This window comes from uncultured Albimonas sp. (genome assembly GCF_963977235.1).
Taxonomy (GTDB): domain Bacteria; phylum Pseudomonadota; class Alphaproteobacteria; order Rhodobacterales; family Rhodobacteraceae; genus Albimonas.
In genome coordinates, this window is sequence record NZ_CAXBOD010000001.1 from 376908 (window position 1) to 393839 (window position 16932).

17 protein-coding genes are annotated in these 16932 nt (G+C 71.9%); 13 read left to right on the top strand and 4 right to left on the bottom strand.

The genetic code is table 11. From position 1 onward, the window contains the following. Positions 1 to 250 precede the first annotated feature (250 nt). Positions 251 to 1765, bottom strand: a complete 1515-nt coding sequence (locus tag AAC134_RS01780; protein WP_339947315.1) for a fumarate hydratase — start codon at positions 1763 to 1765, stop codon at positions 251 to 253. 180 nt (positions 1766 to 1945) lie between these two features. On the opposite strand from AAC134_RS01780, the gene AAC134_RS01785 reads away from it, so the two are divergent. From AAC134_RS01785 to leuD, 8 genes are read left to right on the top strand one after another with little or no spacing between them, the layout of a single operon-like run. Further along, positions 1946 to 2929, top strand: coding sequence for an ABC transporter substrate-binding protein (locus AAC134_RS01785; RefSeq protein WP_339947316.1), 984 nt, complete (start codon positions 1946 to 1948; stop codon positions 2927 to 2929). Then, positions 2926 to 3801, top strand: a complete 876-nt coding sequence (locus tag AAC134_RS01790; RefSeq protein WP_339947317.1) for an ABC transporter ATP-binding protein — start codon at positions 2926 to 2928, stop codon at positions 3799 to 3801. The genes AAC134_RS01785 and AAC134_RS01790 overlap by 4 nt, the downstream gene beginning before the upstream one ends. Further along, positions 3798 to 4547: an ABC transporter permease gene (locus tag AAC134_RS01795; RefSeq protein WP_339947318.1), complete on the top strand. Its 750-nt coding sequence runs from the start codon at positions 3798 to 3800 to the stop codon at positions 4545 to 4547. The genes AAC134_RS01790 and AAC134_RS01795 overlap by 4 nt, the downstream gene beginning before the upstream one ends. Beyond that, a complete protein-coding gene (locus AAC134_RS01800) occupies positions 4544 to 5353 on the top strand; it encodes an ABC transporter permease subunit (RefSeq protein ID WP_339947319.1) in 810 nt (269 codons plus the stop codon). Before AAC134_RS01795 ends, AAC134_RS01800 begins: the two co-directional genes overlap by 4 nt. Beyond that, positions 5350 to 6138 (top strand): GntR family transcriptional regulator, encoded by a 789-nt coding sequence (locus AAC134_RS01805; RefSeq protein WP_339947320.1) that lies wholly within the window; start codon positions 5350 to 5352, stop codon positions 6136 to 6138. The genes AAC134_RS01800 and AAC134_RS01805 overlap by 4 nt, the downstream gene beginning before the upstream one ends. Next, positions 6135 to 7028 carry an isocitrate lyase/PEP mutase family protein gene (locus AAC134_RS01810; RefSeq protein WP_339947321.1) on the top strand — a complete coding sequence of 298 codons (894 nt, stop codon included), beginning with the start codon at positions 6135 to 6137 and terminating at the stop codon, positions 7026 to 7028. Before AAC134_RS01805 ends, AAC134_RS01810 begins: the two co-directional genes overlap by 4 nt. Before the next feature lie 46 nt (positions 7029 to 7074). Next, on the top strand, positions 7075 to 8475 hold the full coding sequence (gene leuC, locus AAC134_RS01815; RefSeq protein ID WP_339947322.1) for a 3-isopropylmalate dehydratase large subunit: 1401 nt from the start codon (positions 7075 to 7077) through the stop codon (positions 8473 to 8475). Between the two features lie 11 nt (positions 8476 to 8486). Continuing rightward, entirely contained in the window at positions 8487 to 9101 is a 615-nt protein-coding gene (gene leuD / locus AAC134_RS01820; protein ID WP_339947323.1) for a 3-isopropylmalate dehydratase small subunit, read from the top strand. 50 nt (positions 9102 to 9151) lie between these two features. Here the strand turns inward: leuD and AAC134_RS01825 are convergent, their stop codons facing one another. After that, a complete protein-coding gene (locus tag AAC134_RS01825) occupies positions 9152 to 10156 on the bottom strand; it encodes a LacI family DNA-binding transcriptional regulator (protein ID WP_339947324.1) in 1005 nt (334 codons plus the stop codon). 147 nt (positions 10157 to 10303) lie between these two features. Between AAC134_RS01825 and AAC134_RS01830 the strand changes: the two genes are divergently transcribed. From AAC134_RS01830 to AAC134_RS01850, 5 genes are all read left to right on the top strand, one after another. Then, positions 10304 to 11362: a sugar phosphate isomerase/epimerase gene (locus AAC134_RS01830; protein WP_339947325.1), complete on the top strand. Its 1059-nt coding sequence runs from the start codon at positions 10304 to 10306 to the stop codon at positions 11360 to 11362. Then, positions 11359 to 12516 (top strand): Gfo/Idh/MocA family oxidoreductase, encoded by a 1158-nt coding sequence (locus tag AAC134_RS01835; RefSeq protein WP_339947326.1) that lies wholly within the window; start codon positions 11359 to 11361, stop codon positions 12514 to 12516. Before AAC134_RS01830 ends, AAC134_RS01835 begins: the two co-directional genes overlap by 4 nt. Then, positions 12513 to 14048: a sugar ABC transporter ATP-binding protein gene (locus tag AAC134_RS01840; protein ID WP_339947327.1), complete on the top strand. Its 1536-nt coding sequence runs from the start codon at positions 12513 to 12515 to the stop codon at positions 14046 to 14048. Before AAC134_RS01835 ends, AAC134_RS01840 begins: the two co-directional genes overlap by 4 nt. After that, complete coding sequence (locus AAC134_RS01845; RefSeq protein WP_339947328.1) at positions 14045 to 15058, top strand: ABC transporter permease; 1014 nt, start codon at positions 14045 to 14047, stop codon at positions 15056 to 15058. The genes AAC134_RS01840 and AAC134_RS01845 overlap by 4 nt, the downstream gene beginning before the upstream one ends. Positions 15059 to 15120: 62 nt before the next feature. Further along, on the top strand, positions 15121 to 16083 hold the full coding sequence (locus tag AAC134_RS01850) for an ABC transporter substrate-binding protein (protein ID WP_339947329.1): 963 nt from the start codon (positions 15121 to 15123) through the stop codon (positions 16081 to 16083). A gap of 90 nt (positions 16084 to 16173) precedes the next feature. Here the strand turns inward: AAC134_RS01850 and AAC134_RS01855 are convergent, their stop codons facing one another. Both AAC134_RS01855 and AAC134_RS01860 read right to left on the bottom strand, forming a co-directional pair. After that, the gene (locus AAC134_RS01855; protein ID WP_339947330.1) at positions 16174 to 16407 is read right to left on the bottom strand and encodes a glycine zipper 2TM domain-containing protein; all 234 of its coding nucleotides are present in this window, start codon (positions 16405 to 16407) and stop codon (positions 16174 to 16176) included. Beyond that, positions 16404 to 16784 carry a hypothetical protein gene (locus tag AAC134_RS01860; protein ID WP_339947331.1) on the bottom strand — a complete coding sequence of 127 codons (381 nt, stop codon included), beginning with the start codon at positions 16782 to 16784 and terminating at the stop codon, positions 16404 to 16406. Before AAC134_RS01860 ends, AAC134_RS01855 begins: the two co-directional genes overlap by 4 nt. Positions 16785 to 16932: the final 148 nt, after the last annotated feature.

Here is a 16932-nt window from a genome sequence, read left to right on the forward strand (position 1 = left end):
GGCCGGGTCGATTCCGATCCGGCGGCCGTGTTCGGCCCCGAGTGATAATCCTGTTAACCGCGCGATGAAAGATTTAACCGAGCCTGCCGGCCGGTCAGGCGCGAGGCATGACGTCCCTGCCGGCGGTCGGTTGGCCCGCGCGCACGCCGCGGGTGGCCGCAGGACGGGGCGTGGGCCGGGCGGTGCGCAGGAGGCCCCGGGTCAAGCCCGGGGCGCCGGCCGTGATCGGGCGCGCGCGGGGGTGCGGAGGTCAGCTTTCGGCCGGCGCGGGGGCGGGGCGACGCCAGCGGGCCGGGCCCTCGCGGTGGACCGAGGCGCCGGCGGAGTCGACGGCGACCGTCACCGGCATGTCCTCGACCACGAACTCGCGGATCGCCTCCATTCCGAGGTCCTCCCAGGCGAGGATGCGGGCCTCGCGCACCGCGCGGGCCACCAGCACCGCGGCGCCGCCGACGGCGACGAGGTAACTCGCGCCATGGCGGGCGATGGAGTCGACAGTGGCCGCCCCGCGCTCGGCCTTGCCGATCATCGCCAGCACGCCCTGGTCGAGCATGATGTCGGTGAAGCCGTCCATGCGGGTGGCGGTGGTGGGGCCGGCGGGGCCGACGACCTCGTCGCCCACCGGGTCCACCGGGCCCACATAGTAGATCGCCCGGCCCCGGAGGGAGACGGGCAGCGCCTCGCCCTTCGCCAGCGTCTCGGCGATGCGCTTGTGGGCGGCGTCGCGGCCCGTCAGCAGGCGGCCCGACAGCAGCAGGGTCTCGCCGATCGTCCAGCCCGCCACCTCCTCCCGGGTCAGCGTGTCGAGGTTCACCCGGCGCGGCGCGTCGGCGCCGGCGGCGACGGTCGTGATCTCGGGGAAGGACGAAAGCGGCGGCGGCGCCAGGGTCACCGCGCCCTCCCCGGTCAGCACCAGGTGGGCGTGGCGGTTGGCGGCGCATTGCGGGATCAGCGCCACGGGCTTGGAGGCGGCGTGGGTGGGATAGGTCGCCACCTTCACGTCCACCACCGTCGCGAGGCCGCCGAGCCCCTGCGCCCCGATCCCCAGTCCGTTGATCCGGTGGTAGAGGTCGAGGCGCATCTCCTCGATCCGGCTCGAGGGCCCCTCGCGCAGCAGTCGGCCCATGTCGATGGGATCGAGGGCGGCCCGCTTGCCCAGCAGCATTGCCTTCTCGGCGCTGCCGCCCACGCCGATGGAGATCACGCCCGGCGGGCACCAGCCGGCGCCGAGGCCCGCCACCGTCTCGACCACCCAGTCCTCGACCGAGGCGGCGGGGTTCAGGACGGTGAAGCGGGCCTTGTTCTCCGACCCTCCGCCCTTGGCGGCGACGATCAGCTCCAGCGTCTCGCCTGTGGTCAGCTCGACATGGGTGACGGCGGGGGTGTTGTCGCGGGTGTTGGTGCGCTCGAACAGCGGATCGCGCACCATCGAGGCGCGCAGCGGGTTGCCGGCGTCGAGATAGGCGAGCCGCGTCGCCTCGTTGATCAGGGCGTCCAGCGGCCGGTCGCCGGCGATCCGCGCGCCCTGGCCCAGTTTCGCGAACACCGTGACCATGCCGGTGTCCTGGCAGATCGGGCGGCGGCCGAGGGCGGCCAGCCGCGCGCTCTCCAGGATCTGGCCGATGGCGTTCTTCGCGGGGGGGCTTTCCTCGGCATGCCAGGCCTCGACCAGCCGCTCGAGGTAGTCGGGGGCGTGGTAGATCGAGATGTACTGCAGCGCCGCGCGCACGCTTTCCACGATGTCGTCGGGGCGGATCACACTCATCGGTTCGGTCCTGGCTGGGCGGCTGGGGGTCCTGTCTGCACCCGAAGGCCCGGCTGCGGCAACCGCCTGGAGGTCTGGCTCGACGGTTTGGTTTGACGGCGGGGAAGTCGATTGTTCTAATGTCATAACCTTATAACGATTCGGCGGCGACAGGCCCCCGGACGCTCCAGGGAGGAGACCATGAAGGTGACGAGAACGCTGGCCGGCGCCGCGGCGCTGGCCTGGGCGGGGCTGTTCGCCGCCGTCCCCGCGCAGGCCGAAGAGATCGTGGTCACGCACTACGGCTCGTTGATGTACGGCGCGCCCTATGCCGTCGCGATGGAGAAGGGGTACTTCGAGGAAGCCGGCGTCGACGTGACCGGCGTGCTGACCTCGAAGGGCGGCGGCACCTCGGTGCGCAACATGATGGCCGGCGAGACGCCGTTCGCCGAGGTGGCCCTGCCGGCCGCGATCTCGGCGATCAAGGAAGGCTTCCCGATCCGCATCGTGATGATGGGGACCTCGGGGTCCTCGGCCCACCTGGTCACCCGTCCCGGCGAGAAACTGGAGAATGTCGAGGATCTGAAGGGCAAACGCCTGGTGTTCTCGCGGCCCAAGTCGGTGTCCGAGGCGATCTTCCTCGGCATTCTCGACAACGCCGGGCTGACGCCGGACGACGTCGAGATGGTCGCGATCGGCGGCTTCTCGGCCGGGCTGACGGCGCTGGAGCATAACGAGATCGACGTCGCCATCATCCCCGAGCCGATCTTCACCCGCAAGCAGGCCGACGGGACCTCCTACCAGAAGCTGAGCTGGATGAACGACCTGATCCCCTACTCGGCCTCGACCGTGGGGATCGCCACCGACGAGATGCTGGCCGAGCGGCCCGAGGACGTGCGCGCCATCATCGCCGTGCGCGCCCGCGCGGTGCAGTTCATCTACGACAACCCCGACGAGGCCGCGGAGCTGATCGCCAAGGCCTACGGGATGGACACGCAGACCATCGCCACCGCCATGGCCAACATCCGCGAGATGACGCCCGAGTGGTGGAAGCCCGGCGCCTTCGACTATGCCGCGATGGACGGCATGGCCAAGATGATGGCCGCCGTCGGCCTGGTGGAGCTGCCGCTCGACTGGACGCAGTATGTCGACGACAGCCTGCTTGACGGAAAGGCGATCCAGTGAGCGCGACGATGCTCGCCGAGGTCGCCCCGCCCCCGCCCCAGGCGGGGGCGGCGGAGGCCGTCCATGCGCGGCTGCGGGGCGTGACGCGGGTCTATCCCGGCCGCTCCGGCGGGCCGGACGTGCACGCGCTGGGGCCCATCGACCTGGACCTGAAGCAGGGGGAGTTCTTCTCGGTCGTGGGCCCCTCGGGCTGCGGGAAGTCGACCCTGCTGGACGTGTTGGCGGGGCTGGCGCCGCCCACCGAGGGCACGGTTGAGTTCGAGGGGAACCGCATCGCCGGCGACGTGCCCGACGGGGTCGGGGTGGTGTTCCAGGAGGACGCGAGCTTCCCCTGGCTCTCGGTCGAGGACAACGTCGCCTTCGGTCTGCGCCGCGCGGGCGTCGAGGCCGGAGAGACCCGGCGAAGGGTCGATTTCGCCATCGGCTTCATGGGGTTGCGCGATTTCCGCAACGCCTATCCCAGCCAGCTTTCGGGCGGCATGCGCCAGCGGGTGTGCATCGCCCGCACCCTGGTGATGCAGCCGCGGCTGATCCTGCTCGACGAGCCGTTCGGCGCGCTCGACCAGCAGACCCGCCTGCTGATGGGCGACGAGCTCTTGCGTCTGTGGCGCGAGACCGGCGCCACGGTGATGCTGATCACTCACGCGCTGGACGAGGCGAACCTGCTTTCGGACCGCATCGGGGTGATGTCGGCCCGCCCCGGCCGCTTCATCGAGATCGTGGAGACCGGCTGGGACCGCGAGCGCGACTCGAGCCTCGCGGAGAGGGCCGAGTTCGGCGCCGTCACCTCGCGCCTGTGGACGCTGCTGCGCGGGGAATCCCTGCGCGCGATGGGGCAGGGGGCCGAGGCGCCCGTGGGGGGCGCGCGATGACCCCCGCCGCGATCCTGCGCACCACGGTGATCGTGGGGGCCGTCGCCGCGCTCGAGATCGCTTGCCGGACCGGCGCGATCCCGCCGACGATGGTCGTCGCGCCCTCGGCGATGCTGGCCGGCGCGATCGAGGCGCTGGGCGACCCCGAGTTCTGGCGCCACTTCGGCGTGACGGTCGAGGCGGTGGCCATCGCCATGGCGCTGGCGATCGTGGGCGGCTTCTGCGTGGGCTTCGCGCTGACCCGGATCCCGCCGCTCAGGCGCGCGGTGTCGCCGTTCCTCGCCTCCTACTACTCGATCCCGCACATCGCCTTCTATCCGCTGCTGATCGTGGTCTTCGGACTGGGGCGCACGCCGCTGATCGTGCTGGCGACGCTGTTTGCCATGGTCGCGATGATCCTGGCGACGATGGCGGGGCTCGACCGGGTGCCCTCGGTGCTGGCGCGCACGGCGCGGGTGCACCGGCTGTCGCTGGCCTCCGAGATCTGGCGGGTGCGCCTGCCGGCGGCGGCGCCGCACATCCTCTCGGGGCTGAAGCTGGCGGTGGCCTATTCCTTCATCGGCGTCATCGCCGGCGAGTTCATCATGTCGACCGAGGGCATCGGGCACGAGATCGCCTACGCCTACGACAACTTCAACAACCGGCGCATGTACGCGCTGATCCTGATCGTCCTGGCGCTGGTGACGACGTTCAACATGACCGTCTTCGCCTGGGAGCGCCGGATGCTGAAACGGAGGGGCCTGTGACCGCCGCCGCAGAACCCGTCGCCGCGTCTGCGCGGCCTGTGCTGGCAGCCCTGGGGGCCCTGCGGGGGCCCGCGGTGGTGACCCTGGCGATCCTGGTGCTCTGGCAGCTCGCCCACGAGCTGGCCGGCGACGTGGCGATCACCGCGCCCGCGCCGACGCTGGCCCACATGGTCGAGATGGTCGGGCAGGCTCGCTTCCTGCCCCATCTCGCCGAGACCGCCATGGCCTTCGGGCAGGCGCTGCTGATCGCCTGGATGGGGGGCGTGCTGATCGGCCTGGGGCTGGGCGGCTCGCGCCTCGCCGGAGAGGCGGCCGAGCCGGTGCTGGTGACGCTCTACTCGATCCCCAAGGTGACGCTCTATCCGGTGATCCTGCTGCTGTTCGGGCTGGGGATGCAGGCCAAGGTCGCCTTCGGGGCGTTCCACGGCATCATTCCGGTGGCGCTGTTCACCCTGAACGCGGTGCGCAACATCCCCGCGGTCCAGATCCGCACCGCCCGCGCCCTGCGCCTGAGCCCGGCCCAGCGCGCCCGCCACGTGCTGCTGCCCGCGGCCCTGCCGGAGGTCTTTGCGGGGCTGCGGCTGGGCTTCTCGCTGACGCTTCTGGGCTCGATGCTGGGGGAGCTGTTCGCCTCGCAGCGGGGCCTGGGGTTCCTCTTGATGAAGGCCATCGACCTGCATGACGTCGAGACGATCCTGGCGGTCGCGGTCCTGATCTCGATCTTCGCGGTCGCCGCCAACATGGGGCTGCTGGCCATCGACCGGCGCCTGCGCCGGGGCGTGGCGCCCGCGGGGCACGGCGCATGAGCGGAGAGACGATCCTCGACCGCGGGCAGGGCGCGCCGCTGCACCATCAGCTGTATCTGGTGCTGGCCGACGCGATCTCCTCGGGCCGCTATGCCGAGGGGGACGCCCTGCCGACCGAGGAGAAGCTGACCGAGCTCTACGGCGTCTCGCGCATCACGGTGCGGCGGGCCATGGCCTCGCTGCATGAGCAGGGGCTGGTCGAGCGGGGGGCCGGGCGGCGCACGCGGGTGCGGGGGCTGGGCTATCCGCTGAACGCATCGGGCGGGTCCATCGTCGACAACATCATCGCCATGGGCGCCGAGACCGTCGCGAAGGTGCTGGAGTTCGACTACGTCGAGGCCCGCGGCTTTGCGGCCAAGCGCCTGTGGCGGGGGGCCGAGGCCCCGGTCCAGCGCGCCGTGCGCGTGCGCTTTCAGGACGGGGCGCCCTTCGGGGTGCTGACCTCGTTCGTGCCCGAGGCGCTGGGCCGGACCTGGACCGAGACCGAACTGGGCGAGCAGCCCCTCCACGCCCTGCTGGCCCGCGCGGGGGCCGAGGTCACCGCCACCCGGCAGCTGGTCTCGGCCGCGCTGGCCGATCCGCTGTCGGCCTCGCGGCTGGGGGTGCCGGTGGGCGCCGCCCTGATCGACCTGCGCTGCCTGATGATCGCGCGCGACGGGCGGGCGGTCGAATACCTCGAGATGCTGGCCCCGCCCGACCGGATGCGCCTGCGCTACGACCTCGGCCTCGACATGCTGGACGCGCCGGAAACCCCGGCCAGAGATTTCAAGGAGCCCAAGTCATGACCCCAGCCGCGACCCATGCCGCGACCCTCCGCGCCCTGCTGGCAAAGGGCGAGATGCTCGTCGCCCCCGGCGCCATCGACGGGATCACCGCCCGCATGGTCGCCGCCGCGGGCTTTCCGGCGGTCTACATGACCGGGGCCGGCACCTCGATGGCGCTGGGCTACCCGGACTACGGGCTGATCACGATGACCGAGATGGTGGCCAACGCCCGGCGCATCGTCGACGCCTCGGACCTGCCGCTGATCTCGGACGCCGACACCGGCTATGGCAACGAACTGAACGTCTGGCGCACGGTGCAGGAGTTCGAGAGGGCGGGCGTCGCCGCGATCCACATCGAGGACCAGGCGTTTCCGAAGAAGTGCGGCCACCTTGACGACAAGGAGCTGGCGAGCCGCGAGGATTTCGCCGCCAAGATCCGCGCCGCCGCCGCCGCGCGCACGTCGCCCGACTTCGTCATCGTGGCGCGCACCGACGCCCGCGGCCCGGCGGGGTTTGAGGAGGCCATCGCGCGGGGCAACCTCGCCCGCGCCGCCGGCGCCGACCTGATCTTCGTCGAGGCGCCCCAGACCATGGACGAGGTGCGCGAGATCCCCCGCCGGATCGAGGGCCCCTGCCTTCTGAACATGGTCCGCGGCGGCAAGAGCCCCGATGTCCCCATCGCCGACGCGCGGGCGCTGGGCTACGCCGTCTCGATCGTCCCGGGCCTGCTGCTGCGCGGCATCTTCGAGGCCTGCGACACCCTGCTGCGGGATCTCGCGGAGGAGCGGTTCCCGCCCAACCGCTCCTCCCCCGGCGCGCTGTTCGCGAAGTTCGACGCGGCCGAGTGGGACCGCCGCCGCACCGCCTTCCGCGACCCCGCCGACGCCGGCGCGCGCGCCGCGGCCGAGTGAGCGCCGCTCGATCACGGCGCGCGACGCGCCAGGGAGGATCCCCCGAATGACCGCCCGCCCCGCGCCTCCGCGCACCCTCTTCGACCGCATCTGGGACAGCCACGCGGTGGTCGAGCGCGATGACGGCTACACGCTGCTGTATATCGACCGGCACCTGATGCACGACGGCTCCGGCGGCTGTTTCGCCAAGCTGCATGAGCGGGGGCTGCCGCTGCGGCGGCCCGACCGCTCGTTCGGGACGCCCGACCATTTCGTCGCCTCGGGGCCGGAGGCGCTGGCGCCCCTGCGCCGCAAGGCGCTGGAGACGATGACCGCCAACGCCGCCCGCCACGGCTTCACGATGTTCGATCTCGGCGACGCGCGGCAGGGGATCGCCCATGTGGTCGGGCCCGAGCAGGGGGTGACCCAGCCCGGCCTGACCCTGGTCTGCGGGGACAGCCACACCTCGACCCACGGGGCGCTGGGGGCGCTGGCCTTCGGCGTCGGCCAGTCCGAGGTCGCCCACGTGATGGCCACGCAATGCCTGTGGCAGCGCCGCCCGAAGACCATGCGCGTCACCTTCGACGGGCTCGCGCCTGCGGGGGTGAGCGCCAAGGACCTGGCGCTGGCGATGATCGCGGCCATCGGCGCCGGCGGCGGCGCGGGCCACGTCATCGAATACGCCGGCGAGGCGGTGCGGGCGCTGAGCGTCGAGGGCCGCCTGACCCTGTGCAACATGTCCATCGAGGCCGGCGCCCGCGCCGGCATGGTCGCCCCCGACGAGACCGCCTTCGCCTATCTCGCAGGCCGCCCCTACGCGCCGCAGGGCGCCGACTGGGACCGGGCGCTGGCCCACTGGCGCGCGCTGCCCTCCGATCCCGACGCCGTCTTCGACCGGGAGGCGCGGCTCGACGCCTCGACCCTCGCGCCGATGGTCACCTGGGGCGTCAGCCCCGAGGAGGCGAGCCCGGTCGACGGCCGCGTGCCCGACCCCGCCGCCGCCCCCGACGCCGCCTCGCGCGAGGGGCTGGCCCGCACCCTGGACTACATGGGCCTGACCCCGGGCGCTGCGATCGAGGGGATCGAGGTGGACCGCGTCTTCATCGGCTCGTGCACAAACAGCCGCATCGAGGATCTGCGCGAGGCCGCCCGCGTGCTGCGCGGCCGCAAGACCGCGCGCCCGGCCTGGGTGGTTCCCGGCTCGGGCCTGGTCAAGGCGCAGGCCGAGGCCGAGGGACTGGACGCCGTGTTCCGCCAGGCGGGGGTCGAGTGGCGCGAGCCCGGCTGCTCGATGTGCGTGGGCATGAACGGCGACGTCGGCCGGCCGGGAGAGCGGATCGCCTCGACCACCAACCGCAACTTTCAGGGACGGCAGGGGCAGCGCGTGCGCACCCACCTCGTCAGCCCCGCCATGGCCGCGGCCGCGGCGGTCGAGGGCCGCTTCGCCGACGTCCGCCGGATGCTGTGAGGAGACACGCCATGGAGCCCTTCGTCGCCCTGCGCGCCCCCGCCCTGCCGCTGCCGCTCGCCAATGTGGACACCGACCAGATCATCCCGGCGCGCTTCCTCGCCCGCCCGCGGGAGGAGCAGGTGGCCGCCTGCTTCCACGATCTGCGGCTGGATGCCGACGGCGCGCCGCGCGCCGGCTTTCCGATGAACCGGCCGGCGTTCTCCGGCGCCCGGATCCTGGTCGCCCGGCGCAACTTCGGCTGCGGCTCGTCGCGGGAGTCGGCGGTCACGACGCTGATCGACAACGGCTTTCGCGCCTTCGTCGCCCCCAGCTTCGGCGACATCTTCTTCAACAACTGCTTCCAGAACGGCGCCCTGCCGGTGCGCCTGCCCGAGGCCCGGATCGAGGCGCTTCTGGCCGCTCTGGAGGCCGAGCCGGGCGCCGAGATCGCCATCGACCTGGAGGCGGGCGCCCTGACCGGTCCCGACGGCGCCGTGGATCGCTTCGAGGTTGACGGCTTCCGCCGCGACTGCCTGCTGCGCGGGGTCGACGTGGTGGACCTGACGCTGGGCCACGCCGCCGAGATCGCCGCCTTCGAGGCCCGTCAGGCGCGGGAGCTGGGCTGGCTCGACCGCCTGCCCTGAGCGCGGCTCGGGCCGACGGTCTGACCTGAGCCCCCCTCGGCTCGGGGGGCTCAGCTCGGGGGGGCGGTGCTGTCGCGCACCACCAGCTCGACCTCGACCATGCCTTCGATCCCCTCGCCGGTTCCGCCGCCGATCAGGTCCAGCAGCAGGCCGGCCGCGCGCTCTCCGATCAGGGTCCGGGGCTGGCGGATGGTGGTGAGCGCCGGGGAGAGGTGGGCGCAGACCTCGATGTTGTCGAAGCCCACCACCGAGACGTCGCGCGGCGCCTGCGCCCCGATCCGCCGCAGGGCGCCGAGGAAGCCCACCGCCATCTCGTCCGAGGCGAAGAACAGGGCGGTGGGGCGGTCGGGGGCGGCGGCCCAGCGCTCGGCCGCCAGCGCGCCGCTGTCCATCGAGAAGTCGCCCTCGAAGATCCAGCTGTCGCGCGCCTCCAGCCCGCGGCGGGCCATGGCCGCGCGCCAGCCGTCCTTGCGGGTGCGGGCCAGCACGTTGGTGCGCGGTCCCGTGACATGGCCGATCCGGCGGTGGCCGAGGTCGGCAAGATGGTCCACCGCCAGCGCCGCGCCATGGGCGTTGTCGACCCGGATCGAGGGCAGGTCTGCGGGCAGCCACTCGCACGCCGCGACCACCGGCGGGCGGCCGGGCACGTCCAGCGCCGCGGGCGAGAGCCCCCCGTCGAACAGGACCAGCCCGTCGGCCATGCCGGAGGCGAGATAGCGCCTCAGCCGTTCGTCCGGATCCGGGCCCATCTGGGTGTCGGCGATCAGCAGCCCGTAGTTGCGCGCGCTGAGCACCGCCGACATCCCCGCCAGAATCTGGCTGAAGAACGGGTTGGCGAGGTTCGGGGCCAGCGCGATCACGCTGCCCGTTCGCTGCCGGCGCAGGTTCCGCGCCAGGTGGTTCACCTGGTAGCCGGTCTTCTGCACCGCCCGCAGCACCGCCTGTCGGGTCGGTTTCGCCACCACAGAGGGCTTGGAGAGCGTGCGGCTGACGGTGGCCGTCGAGACGCCCGCCTCGCGCGCGACGTCTTGGATCGTGACCGGTCTTCCGTTCATCCGCGCCGGGGGCCCCCTTGTTGCAGCGCGGCCAATCTGGCCTGCGCAAAAGGGGTTGTAAACGATTTCATCCTCTGCAAGCTTCCGGTGCAAACGATTGCAGCGCCGAATCCGCTACGGCACGGCGCGCGGCGCAGGGAGGCGCATGTGAAGACCATCCAGGGCCCCGGCCTGTTCCTGGCGCAGTTCGCCGGCGACCAGGCGCCGTTCGACGACTGGCGGTCGATCACCCGCTGGGCGGCCGAGTGCGGCTATGCCGGCGTCCAGGTCCCCTCGGGTGAGGGGCGGTTCCTGGATCTGGCCCGCGCCGCGTCCTCGAAAGATTATTGCGACGAGATCGCCGGCCAGGCCGCCGAGGCGGGCGTCGCGATCACCGAGCTTTCGGCCCATATCCAGGGCCAGCTGGTCGCCGTTCACCCCGCCTACGATCTCGCCTTCGAGGGCTTCGCGCCGGCCGAGGTCCGCGGGAACCCCAAGGCCCGGCAGGACTGGGCGGTGGAGCAGGTGAAGCTGACGCTTCAAGCCTCGCGCAACTTCGGCCTCGACCGGATCGCGGCCTTCTCGGGCGCGCTGGCCTGGCCCTATCTCTACCCCTGGCCGCAGCGCCCCGCGGGGCTGGTCGAGGCCGCCTTCGACGAGCTCGCCGCCCGCTGGCGCCCGATCCTGGACGCCGCCGAGGAGCTGGGCCAGGACATCTGCTACGAGATCCACCCCGGCGAGGACCTGCACGACGGCGCCAGTTTCGAGATGTTCCTCGAGCGGGTCGCGAACCATTCCCGCGCGAAAATGCTCTACGATCCCAGCCACTACGTCCTGCAGTGCCTGGATTACGTGGCGCATCTCGACGATTACGCCGAGCGCATCGGGATGTTCCACGTCAAGGACGCCGAGTTCAATCCGACCGGCCGCCAGGGCGTCTACGGCGGCTTCCAGGCTTGGGTGGACCGCGCCGGCCGCTTCCGCTCTCCGGGCGACGGTCAGGTGGATTTCGGCGCGATCTTCGCCAAGCTCGCCGCGATGGATTTCGACGGCTGGGCGGTGGTCGAGTGGGAATGCTGCCTCAAGCACCCCGAGGACGGCGCCCGCGAGGGCGCGCAGTTCGTGCGCGACCACATCATCCGCGTCACCGACCGCGCCTTCGACGATTTCGCCGACGGCGGCGCGGACGAGGCCGCCAACCGCAAGATGCTGGGGCTCGACCGATGAGCCGCTTCGCCGGCCGCACGGGCCCCATCCGCCTCGGCATGGTGGGCGGGGGCAAGGACGCCTTCATCGGGGCGGTGCACCGCATCGCCTCGCGCATGGACGGGGAGTTCGAGCTGGTCGCCGGCGCCCTCTCCTCCACCCCTGAGCGGGCGCAGGAGAGCGGGGCGGCGCTGGGCCTCTCGCCGGATCGGATCTACGACGACTTCGAGGCGATGGCCAGGCGCGAGGCGCGGCTGAAGGACGGGATCGAGGCGGTGGCGATCGTGACGCCGAACCACCTCCACTTCGCCCCCGCCCGCGCCTTCCTGCGCCGCGGCATCCATGTGATCTGCGACAAGCCGATGACCGCGACCGGCGCCGAGGCGAAGAAGCTAGCGGGCGAGGCGGAAAAATCCGACGCGCTCTTCGTCCTGACCCACAATTATTCCGGCTATCCGATGCTGCGCGAAGCCCGCGCCATGGTCGCCGAGGGCTTCATCGGCCGCCTGCGCGGCGTGCAGGTCGAATACGTGCAGGACTGGCTGGCGACGGCGGTCGAGACCGAGGGCTCGAAGCAGGCCGAGTGGCGCACCGATCCCGCCCGCTCCGGCGCCGGGGGCGCGCTGGGGGACATCGGCACCCACGCCTTCCACCTCGCCGGCTTCGTGGCGGGCGAGACGCCGGAGGCGGTCTCGGCCGACATCACCAGCTTCGTGCCGGGCCGCACGCTCGACGACGACGCGCGGGCGATGCTGCGCTACGCCTCGGGCGCCAAGGGCGCGCTGTGGTGCAGCCAGGTCGCGCCGGGGAACGAGAACCGCCTGACCCTGCGCCTTTACGGCGACAAGGGCGGGCTGGAGTGGTCCCACGAGGCGCCCGAGCACCTGATCGCCACCCCGCTCGGCGAGGCTCCGCGGATCCTGACCCGCGCCACCGCCGGCCCCGCCGCCACCCGCCTGCAGCGCGTGCCCCCGGGCCATCCGGAGGGCTATCTGGAAGCCTTCGGCAACATCTATGTCGAGGCCGCCCGCGCCATCCGCGCGCGGCGCGAGGGCGCCGCGCTCTCCTCCGAGGTGCTGGTTCCCGGCGTCGCGGACGGGCTGGCCGGGGTGCGCTTCGTCGAGGCCTGCGTCGCCTCGGCCGGGCGCGACGGCAAGTGGACGAGGCTGACGTGAGCGCCCTGGCGCCAGAGGCCGCGGCGGCCGCCCCCACCCTGGCGGCGCGGGGGATCTCGCGTCTGTTCGGCCCCAACCAGGTGCTGTTCGACGTCGATTTCGAGCTGCACCCCGGCGAGGTCCACGCCCTGATCGGCGAGAACGGCGCCGGCAAGTCCACCCTGATGAAGATCCTGGGCGGCTACCTGGCCCCCTCCGGCGGCGGGCTGGAGGTGGACGGGCGCCCGGCCGCCTTCGCCTCCCACCGAGAGGCGGAGGCGGAGGGGGTGATCCTGATCCACCAGGAATTCAACCTCGCCATGCCCCTGACGGTCGAGGAGAACATGTTCCTTGGCCGCGAACTGCGCCGGGGTCCGTTCCTCCGCTCGAAGGACATGCAGGCGGAGTGCCGGCGCCTGCTGGCCCGGCTCGACTGCACCGTGGATCCGCGGCTGCGCTGCCGCGACCTCTCGGTGCCCGAGCGGCAGATGGTCGAGATCGCCAAGGCGCTCGGTCAGAACGCCCGCGTGCTGATCATGGACGAGCCGACCGCCGTGCTGACCGCGCGCGAGACCGACGTGCTGCTGGAGCAGATCGAGCGGCTGCGGGCGGAGGGGACCGCGATCCTCTACACCTCCCACAAGCTGGGCGAGGTGGCGCGGATCGCCGACCGGGTGACGGTGCTGCGGGACGGCCATCGCGTCGCCTCGCGCGCGGCCGAGGGCTTCACCGAGCACGCGATGGCCGAGGCGATGGTGGGCCGGGAGCTGTCCAACCTGTTTCCGCCCAAGGCGGTCCCCGGGGCCGAGACCGTGCTCGAGGTGCGCGGCCTGACCGTGCCGGGTCATGCCAGGGACGCCTCGTTCCGCCTGCGCAAGGGCGAGGTGCTGGGCTTCGCCGGCCTCGTCGGCGCCGGGCGCACCGAGCTGATGGAGGGCGTCGCCGGCCTGCGCCCGGCCCGCGGCGAGGTCGAGGTCTTCGGCCGCAAGGTGAAGACCGAGGACCCCCGCGCGATGCGCGAGGCGGGCCTCGCCTACCTGACCGAGGACCGCAAGGAAAAGGGCCTGCTGCTGGGCTTCCCGTTGCAGGAGAACCTGACGCTGCTGGCGCTCGACCGTTTCACCCGCGGCGGCCTGCGCATCGACAAGGCCGCCGAGGCCCGCGCCCTGACCCGCGCGGTCGAGGAATTCGACCTGCGCGCCCGCGACCTGACGATGGACGCGGGCGGCCTCTCGGGCGGGAACCAGCAGAAGCTGCTGCTGGCCAAGACCATGCTGGCCGAGCCCGGGATCGTGATCATCGACGAGCCGACCCGGGGCATCGACATCGGCACGAAATCCCAGATCTACGCCTTCATCGCCGCGCTGGCCGCGGCGGGGAAGAGCGTCATCGTCGTCTCCTCCGAACTGCCCGAGGTCATCGGGCTCGCCGACCGGATCGTGGTGATGAACCGCGGCCGCATCGCCGGCGAGCTGGAGGGGGAGGCGATCTCCGAATCCGCGATCCTGCGCCTGGCCATGGGCCTGGACGAGAAGGAGCCCGAGCCCGCATGACCGCCGACGCCATCCCGACGGAGTCCGAGCCCCCCCGCCGCCCGCGCCGGCGGATCAACCTGCACGTGCTGGGGCCGCTGCTGGCGCTGGCGGCGCTGGTGATCCTGGGGGCCTCGCTGAACGACAACTTCCTCTCGGCGGGCAACGTGCAGAACGTGCTCGCCCGCTCGGCCTTCATCGGCATCATCGCGGTGGGCATGACCTTCGTGATCACCGCCGGCGGGATCGACCTGTCGGTCGGCTCGATGTCGGCCTTCACCGCCGGCGTGACCATCCTCGCGATGAACGCGATGATCGAGCCGCTGGGCGTCTCGGTCTTCACCATCGTCGCGGGGATGGGCGTGGCGCTGCTGACGGGCCTGTTCGCGGGCATGGTCAACGGCGCGCTGGTCGCCCGCGTGCGGATCGAGCCGTTCATCGTCACGCTCGGCGCGATGGGCGTCTATCGCTCGCTGACCACCTGGCTCGCGGACGGGGGCACGATCTCGCTGAGCTTCGAGCTGCGCTCGCTCTATCGCCCGGTCTACTACGACGGGCCGTTCGGGATCAGCTGGCCGATCATCGTTTTCGCGCTGGTGGCGATCCTGGGGGAGCTGGCGATGCGCTCGGCCCCCTTCGGGCGGCACTGCGCGGCCATCGGCGCCAACGAGCAGGTGGCCCGCTATTCCGCCGTGCGCGTGGACCGGATCCGCATGGCCACCTACGCCCTGCTGGGGCTGCTGGTGGGGGTCGCGACCATCATGTACGTGCCGCGCCTCGGCTCGGCCTCGGGCTCCACAGGCGTGCTGTGGGAGCTGGAGGCGATCGCGGCGGTGATCATCGGCGGCACCGTGCTCAAGGGCGGCTTCGGCCGGGTCTGGGGCGCGGTGGTCGGCGTGCTGATCCTGAGCCTGATCGACAACATCCTGAACCTCGCCTCGATCGTCAGCCCGTATCTCAACGGCGCGATCCAGGGCGTGATCGTCATTCTCGCCGTCGTGCTGCAGCGGGAGAGGAAGGCCGAGGACTGATCGGCCGAAGAACCATCCCGGCCCCAGGGGGGCGCCGGAGACATGCACTGGGAGGAAATCAGATGAACCGCAGGGATATCTTCAAGGGCGCCGCGCTGGGCGCGGCCCTGAGCCTCGGCGCCGCCGCCACGCCGGCGATGGCGCAGGAGGAGTACACCATCGGGGTCGCCATCCCCTCGGCCACCCATGGCTTCATGGGCGGGCTGAACTTCCACGCGCGCGAGGCGATCTCGCGGCTGGAGGAGACCTATCCCCAGCTCAGCTTCGTGCTGGCGACGTCGGGCGACGCCGGCAAGATGGTCAACGACATCGAGGACATGGTCGCCACCCGCGGCATCGACGCGCTGGTGGTCCTGCCCTTCGAATCCGAGCCCCTGACCTCGCCGGTGCAGGCGGTCAAGGAGCAGGGCATCTGGGTGACCGTCGTCGACCGCGGCCTGTCGGTGCCGGGCATCGAGGACCTCTACGTCGCCGGCGACAACACCGGCTTCGGCCGCGTGGCGGGCGAGTACTTCGCCGAGACGCTGGGCGAGGGCGACAACGTCGTGGTCCTGCGCGGCATCCCCACCACGCTCGACAACGAGCGGGTCGAGGCCTTCCAGGCGGCGATCGAGGGCTCGGGCATCAACGTGCTGGACATGCAGCACGGCAACTGGAATCGCGACGACGCGTTCAACGTGATGCAGGACTTCCTGTCCAAGTACGACGACATCGACGCGGTCTGGGCGGCCGACGACGACATGGCCATCGGCGTGCTGGAGGCGATCAGCCAGGCCGGCCGCGAGGACGAGATGTGGGTGGTCGGCGGCGCCGGCATGAAGGAGATCGTCAAGCGGATCATGGATGGCGACCCCCGCCTGCCCGTGAACGTCACCTACCCGCCCGCGCAGATCGCCACCGCGATCGAGCTGACCGCGCTGGGCCTGGTCTCGGCCACGCCGGTCTCGGGCCGGTTCATCATCGGCTCCCAGCGGATCACGCCGGAGAACGCCGAGCAGTTCTATTTCCCCGACAGCCCGTTCTGAGCGGGACGCCGGGCGGATTTCGCCCGGCCCGAAATCGAAGAGGGGCCCCCGCGGGCCCCTCTTCTTGCGTCCGGGCCCTGGCGGGCGGGATCACATGTCCTTGGCGATCTCGCCACCGGCGATGGTGCCGATCACCGCGCCCGCGCCCGTGGCCACGATCTGACCGCTGCCGCCGCCGAACAACGAGCCGACGGCCGCGCCGGTGACGCCGCCCAGGATCTGGCCCTGGGTCTGCTTGTCGATCGGCACGCCCGAACAGCCGGCGAGCGCGGCCAGCGCCAGCGCCGCCGCGGCGGCGCGCATCGGGGTTGAAAGGCGGGTCATTCCAGTCCCTCCAGGTAGACGTTGATCTCGGTCAGCGTGACCATGCCGTCGCGCGAGGCGTCGGCCTCGAAGAAGCGGACCATGCGGTCGCCCACCGCTTCGCCCAGCGACAGCATGCCATCGCCGTCCCGGTCGGCCTTCGCGAACTCGGCCGGGTCGGCCTCGTCGATCTCTGCGAGCGTCAGCATCCGGTCGCCGTCCGCGTCCAGCGTCGCGAAATGCCCGACGACCGAGGCGACATACTCGTCCACGTCCAGCATCCCGTCGCCGTTCGCGTCCATCGCCGCGAAGGCCGTCTCGACCTCCGCCGCCGCCGCGAGCCCCGGCGCGGCCAACAGGCCCAGCGCGGCGCCCATCCATACGAACCGTCTGCGCATCGTCATCCTCCTCCGGTTGTTCCGGGTTCCGTACAGCATCCGATCCTCGCGGCGCGAAAACAATCGAATTCAGAGGTGTCGCGGGCGCCGGAGAGCTCCGGCGGCGAAATGTCCGGACGTTTGTGGGGCGAGACGAGGTATCCCTGCG

Bases quoted from the DNA above. Each gene is read 5' to 3' on its own strand.
- AAC134_RS01805 (WP_339947320.1), top strand. From the start codon at position 5,350: ATGAGCGGAGAGACGATCCTCGACCGCGGGCAGGGCGCGCCGCTGCAC.
- AAC134_RS01860 (WP_339947331.1), bottom strand. From the start codon at position 16,784: ATGCGCAGACGGTTCGTATGGATGGGCGCCGCGCTGGGCCTGTTGGCC.
- AAC134_RS01835 (WP_339947326.1), top strand. From the start codon at position 11,359: ATGAGCCGCTTCGCCGGCCGCACGGGCCCCATCCGCCTCGGCATGGTG.
- AAC134_RS01795 (WP_339947318.1), top strand. From the start codon at position 3,798: ATGACCCCCGCCGCGATCCTGCGCACCACGGTGATCGTGGGGGCCGTC.
- leuC (WP_339947322.1), top strand. From the start codon at position 7,075: ATGACCGCCCGCCCCGCGCCTCCGCGCACCCTCTTCGACCGCATCTGG.
- AAC134_RS01855 (WP_339947330.1), bottom strand. From the start codon at position 16,407: ATGACCCGCCTTTCAACCCCGATGCGCGCCGCCGCGGCGGCGCTGGCG.
- AAC134_RS01850 (WP_339947329.1), top strand. From the start codon at position 15,121: ATGAACCGCAGGGATATCTTCAAGGGCGCCGCGCTGGGCGCGGCCCTG.
- AAC134_RS01780 (WP_339947315.1), bottom strand. From the start codon at position 1,765: ATGAGTGTGATCCGCCCCGACGACATCGTGGAAAGCGTGCGCGCGGCG.
- AAC134_RS01810 (WP_339947321.1), top strand. From the start codon at position 6,135: ATGACCCCAGCCGCGACCCATGCCGCGACCCTCCGCGCCCTGCTGGCA.
- AAC134_RS01845 (WP_339947328.1), top strand. From the start codon at position 14,045: ATGACCGCCGACGCCATCCCGACGGAGTCCGAGCCCCCCCGCCGCCCG.
- leuD (WP_339947323.1), top strand. From the start codon at position 8,487: ATGGAGCCCTTCGTCGCCCTGCGCGCCCCCGCCCTGCCGCTGCCGCTC.
- AAC134_RS01825 (WP_339947324.1), bottom strand. From the start codon at position 10,156: ATGAACGGAAGACCGGTCACGATCCAAGACGTCGCGCGCGAGGCGGGC.
- AAC134_RS01785 (WP_339947316.1), top strand. From the start codon at position 1,946: ATGAAGGTGACGAGAACGCTGGCCGGCGCCGCGGCGCTGGCCTGGGCG.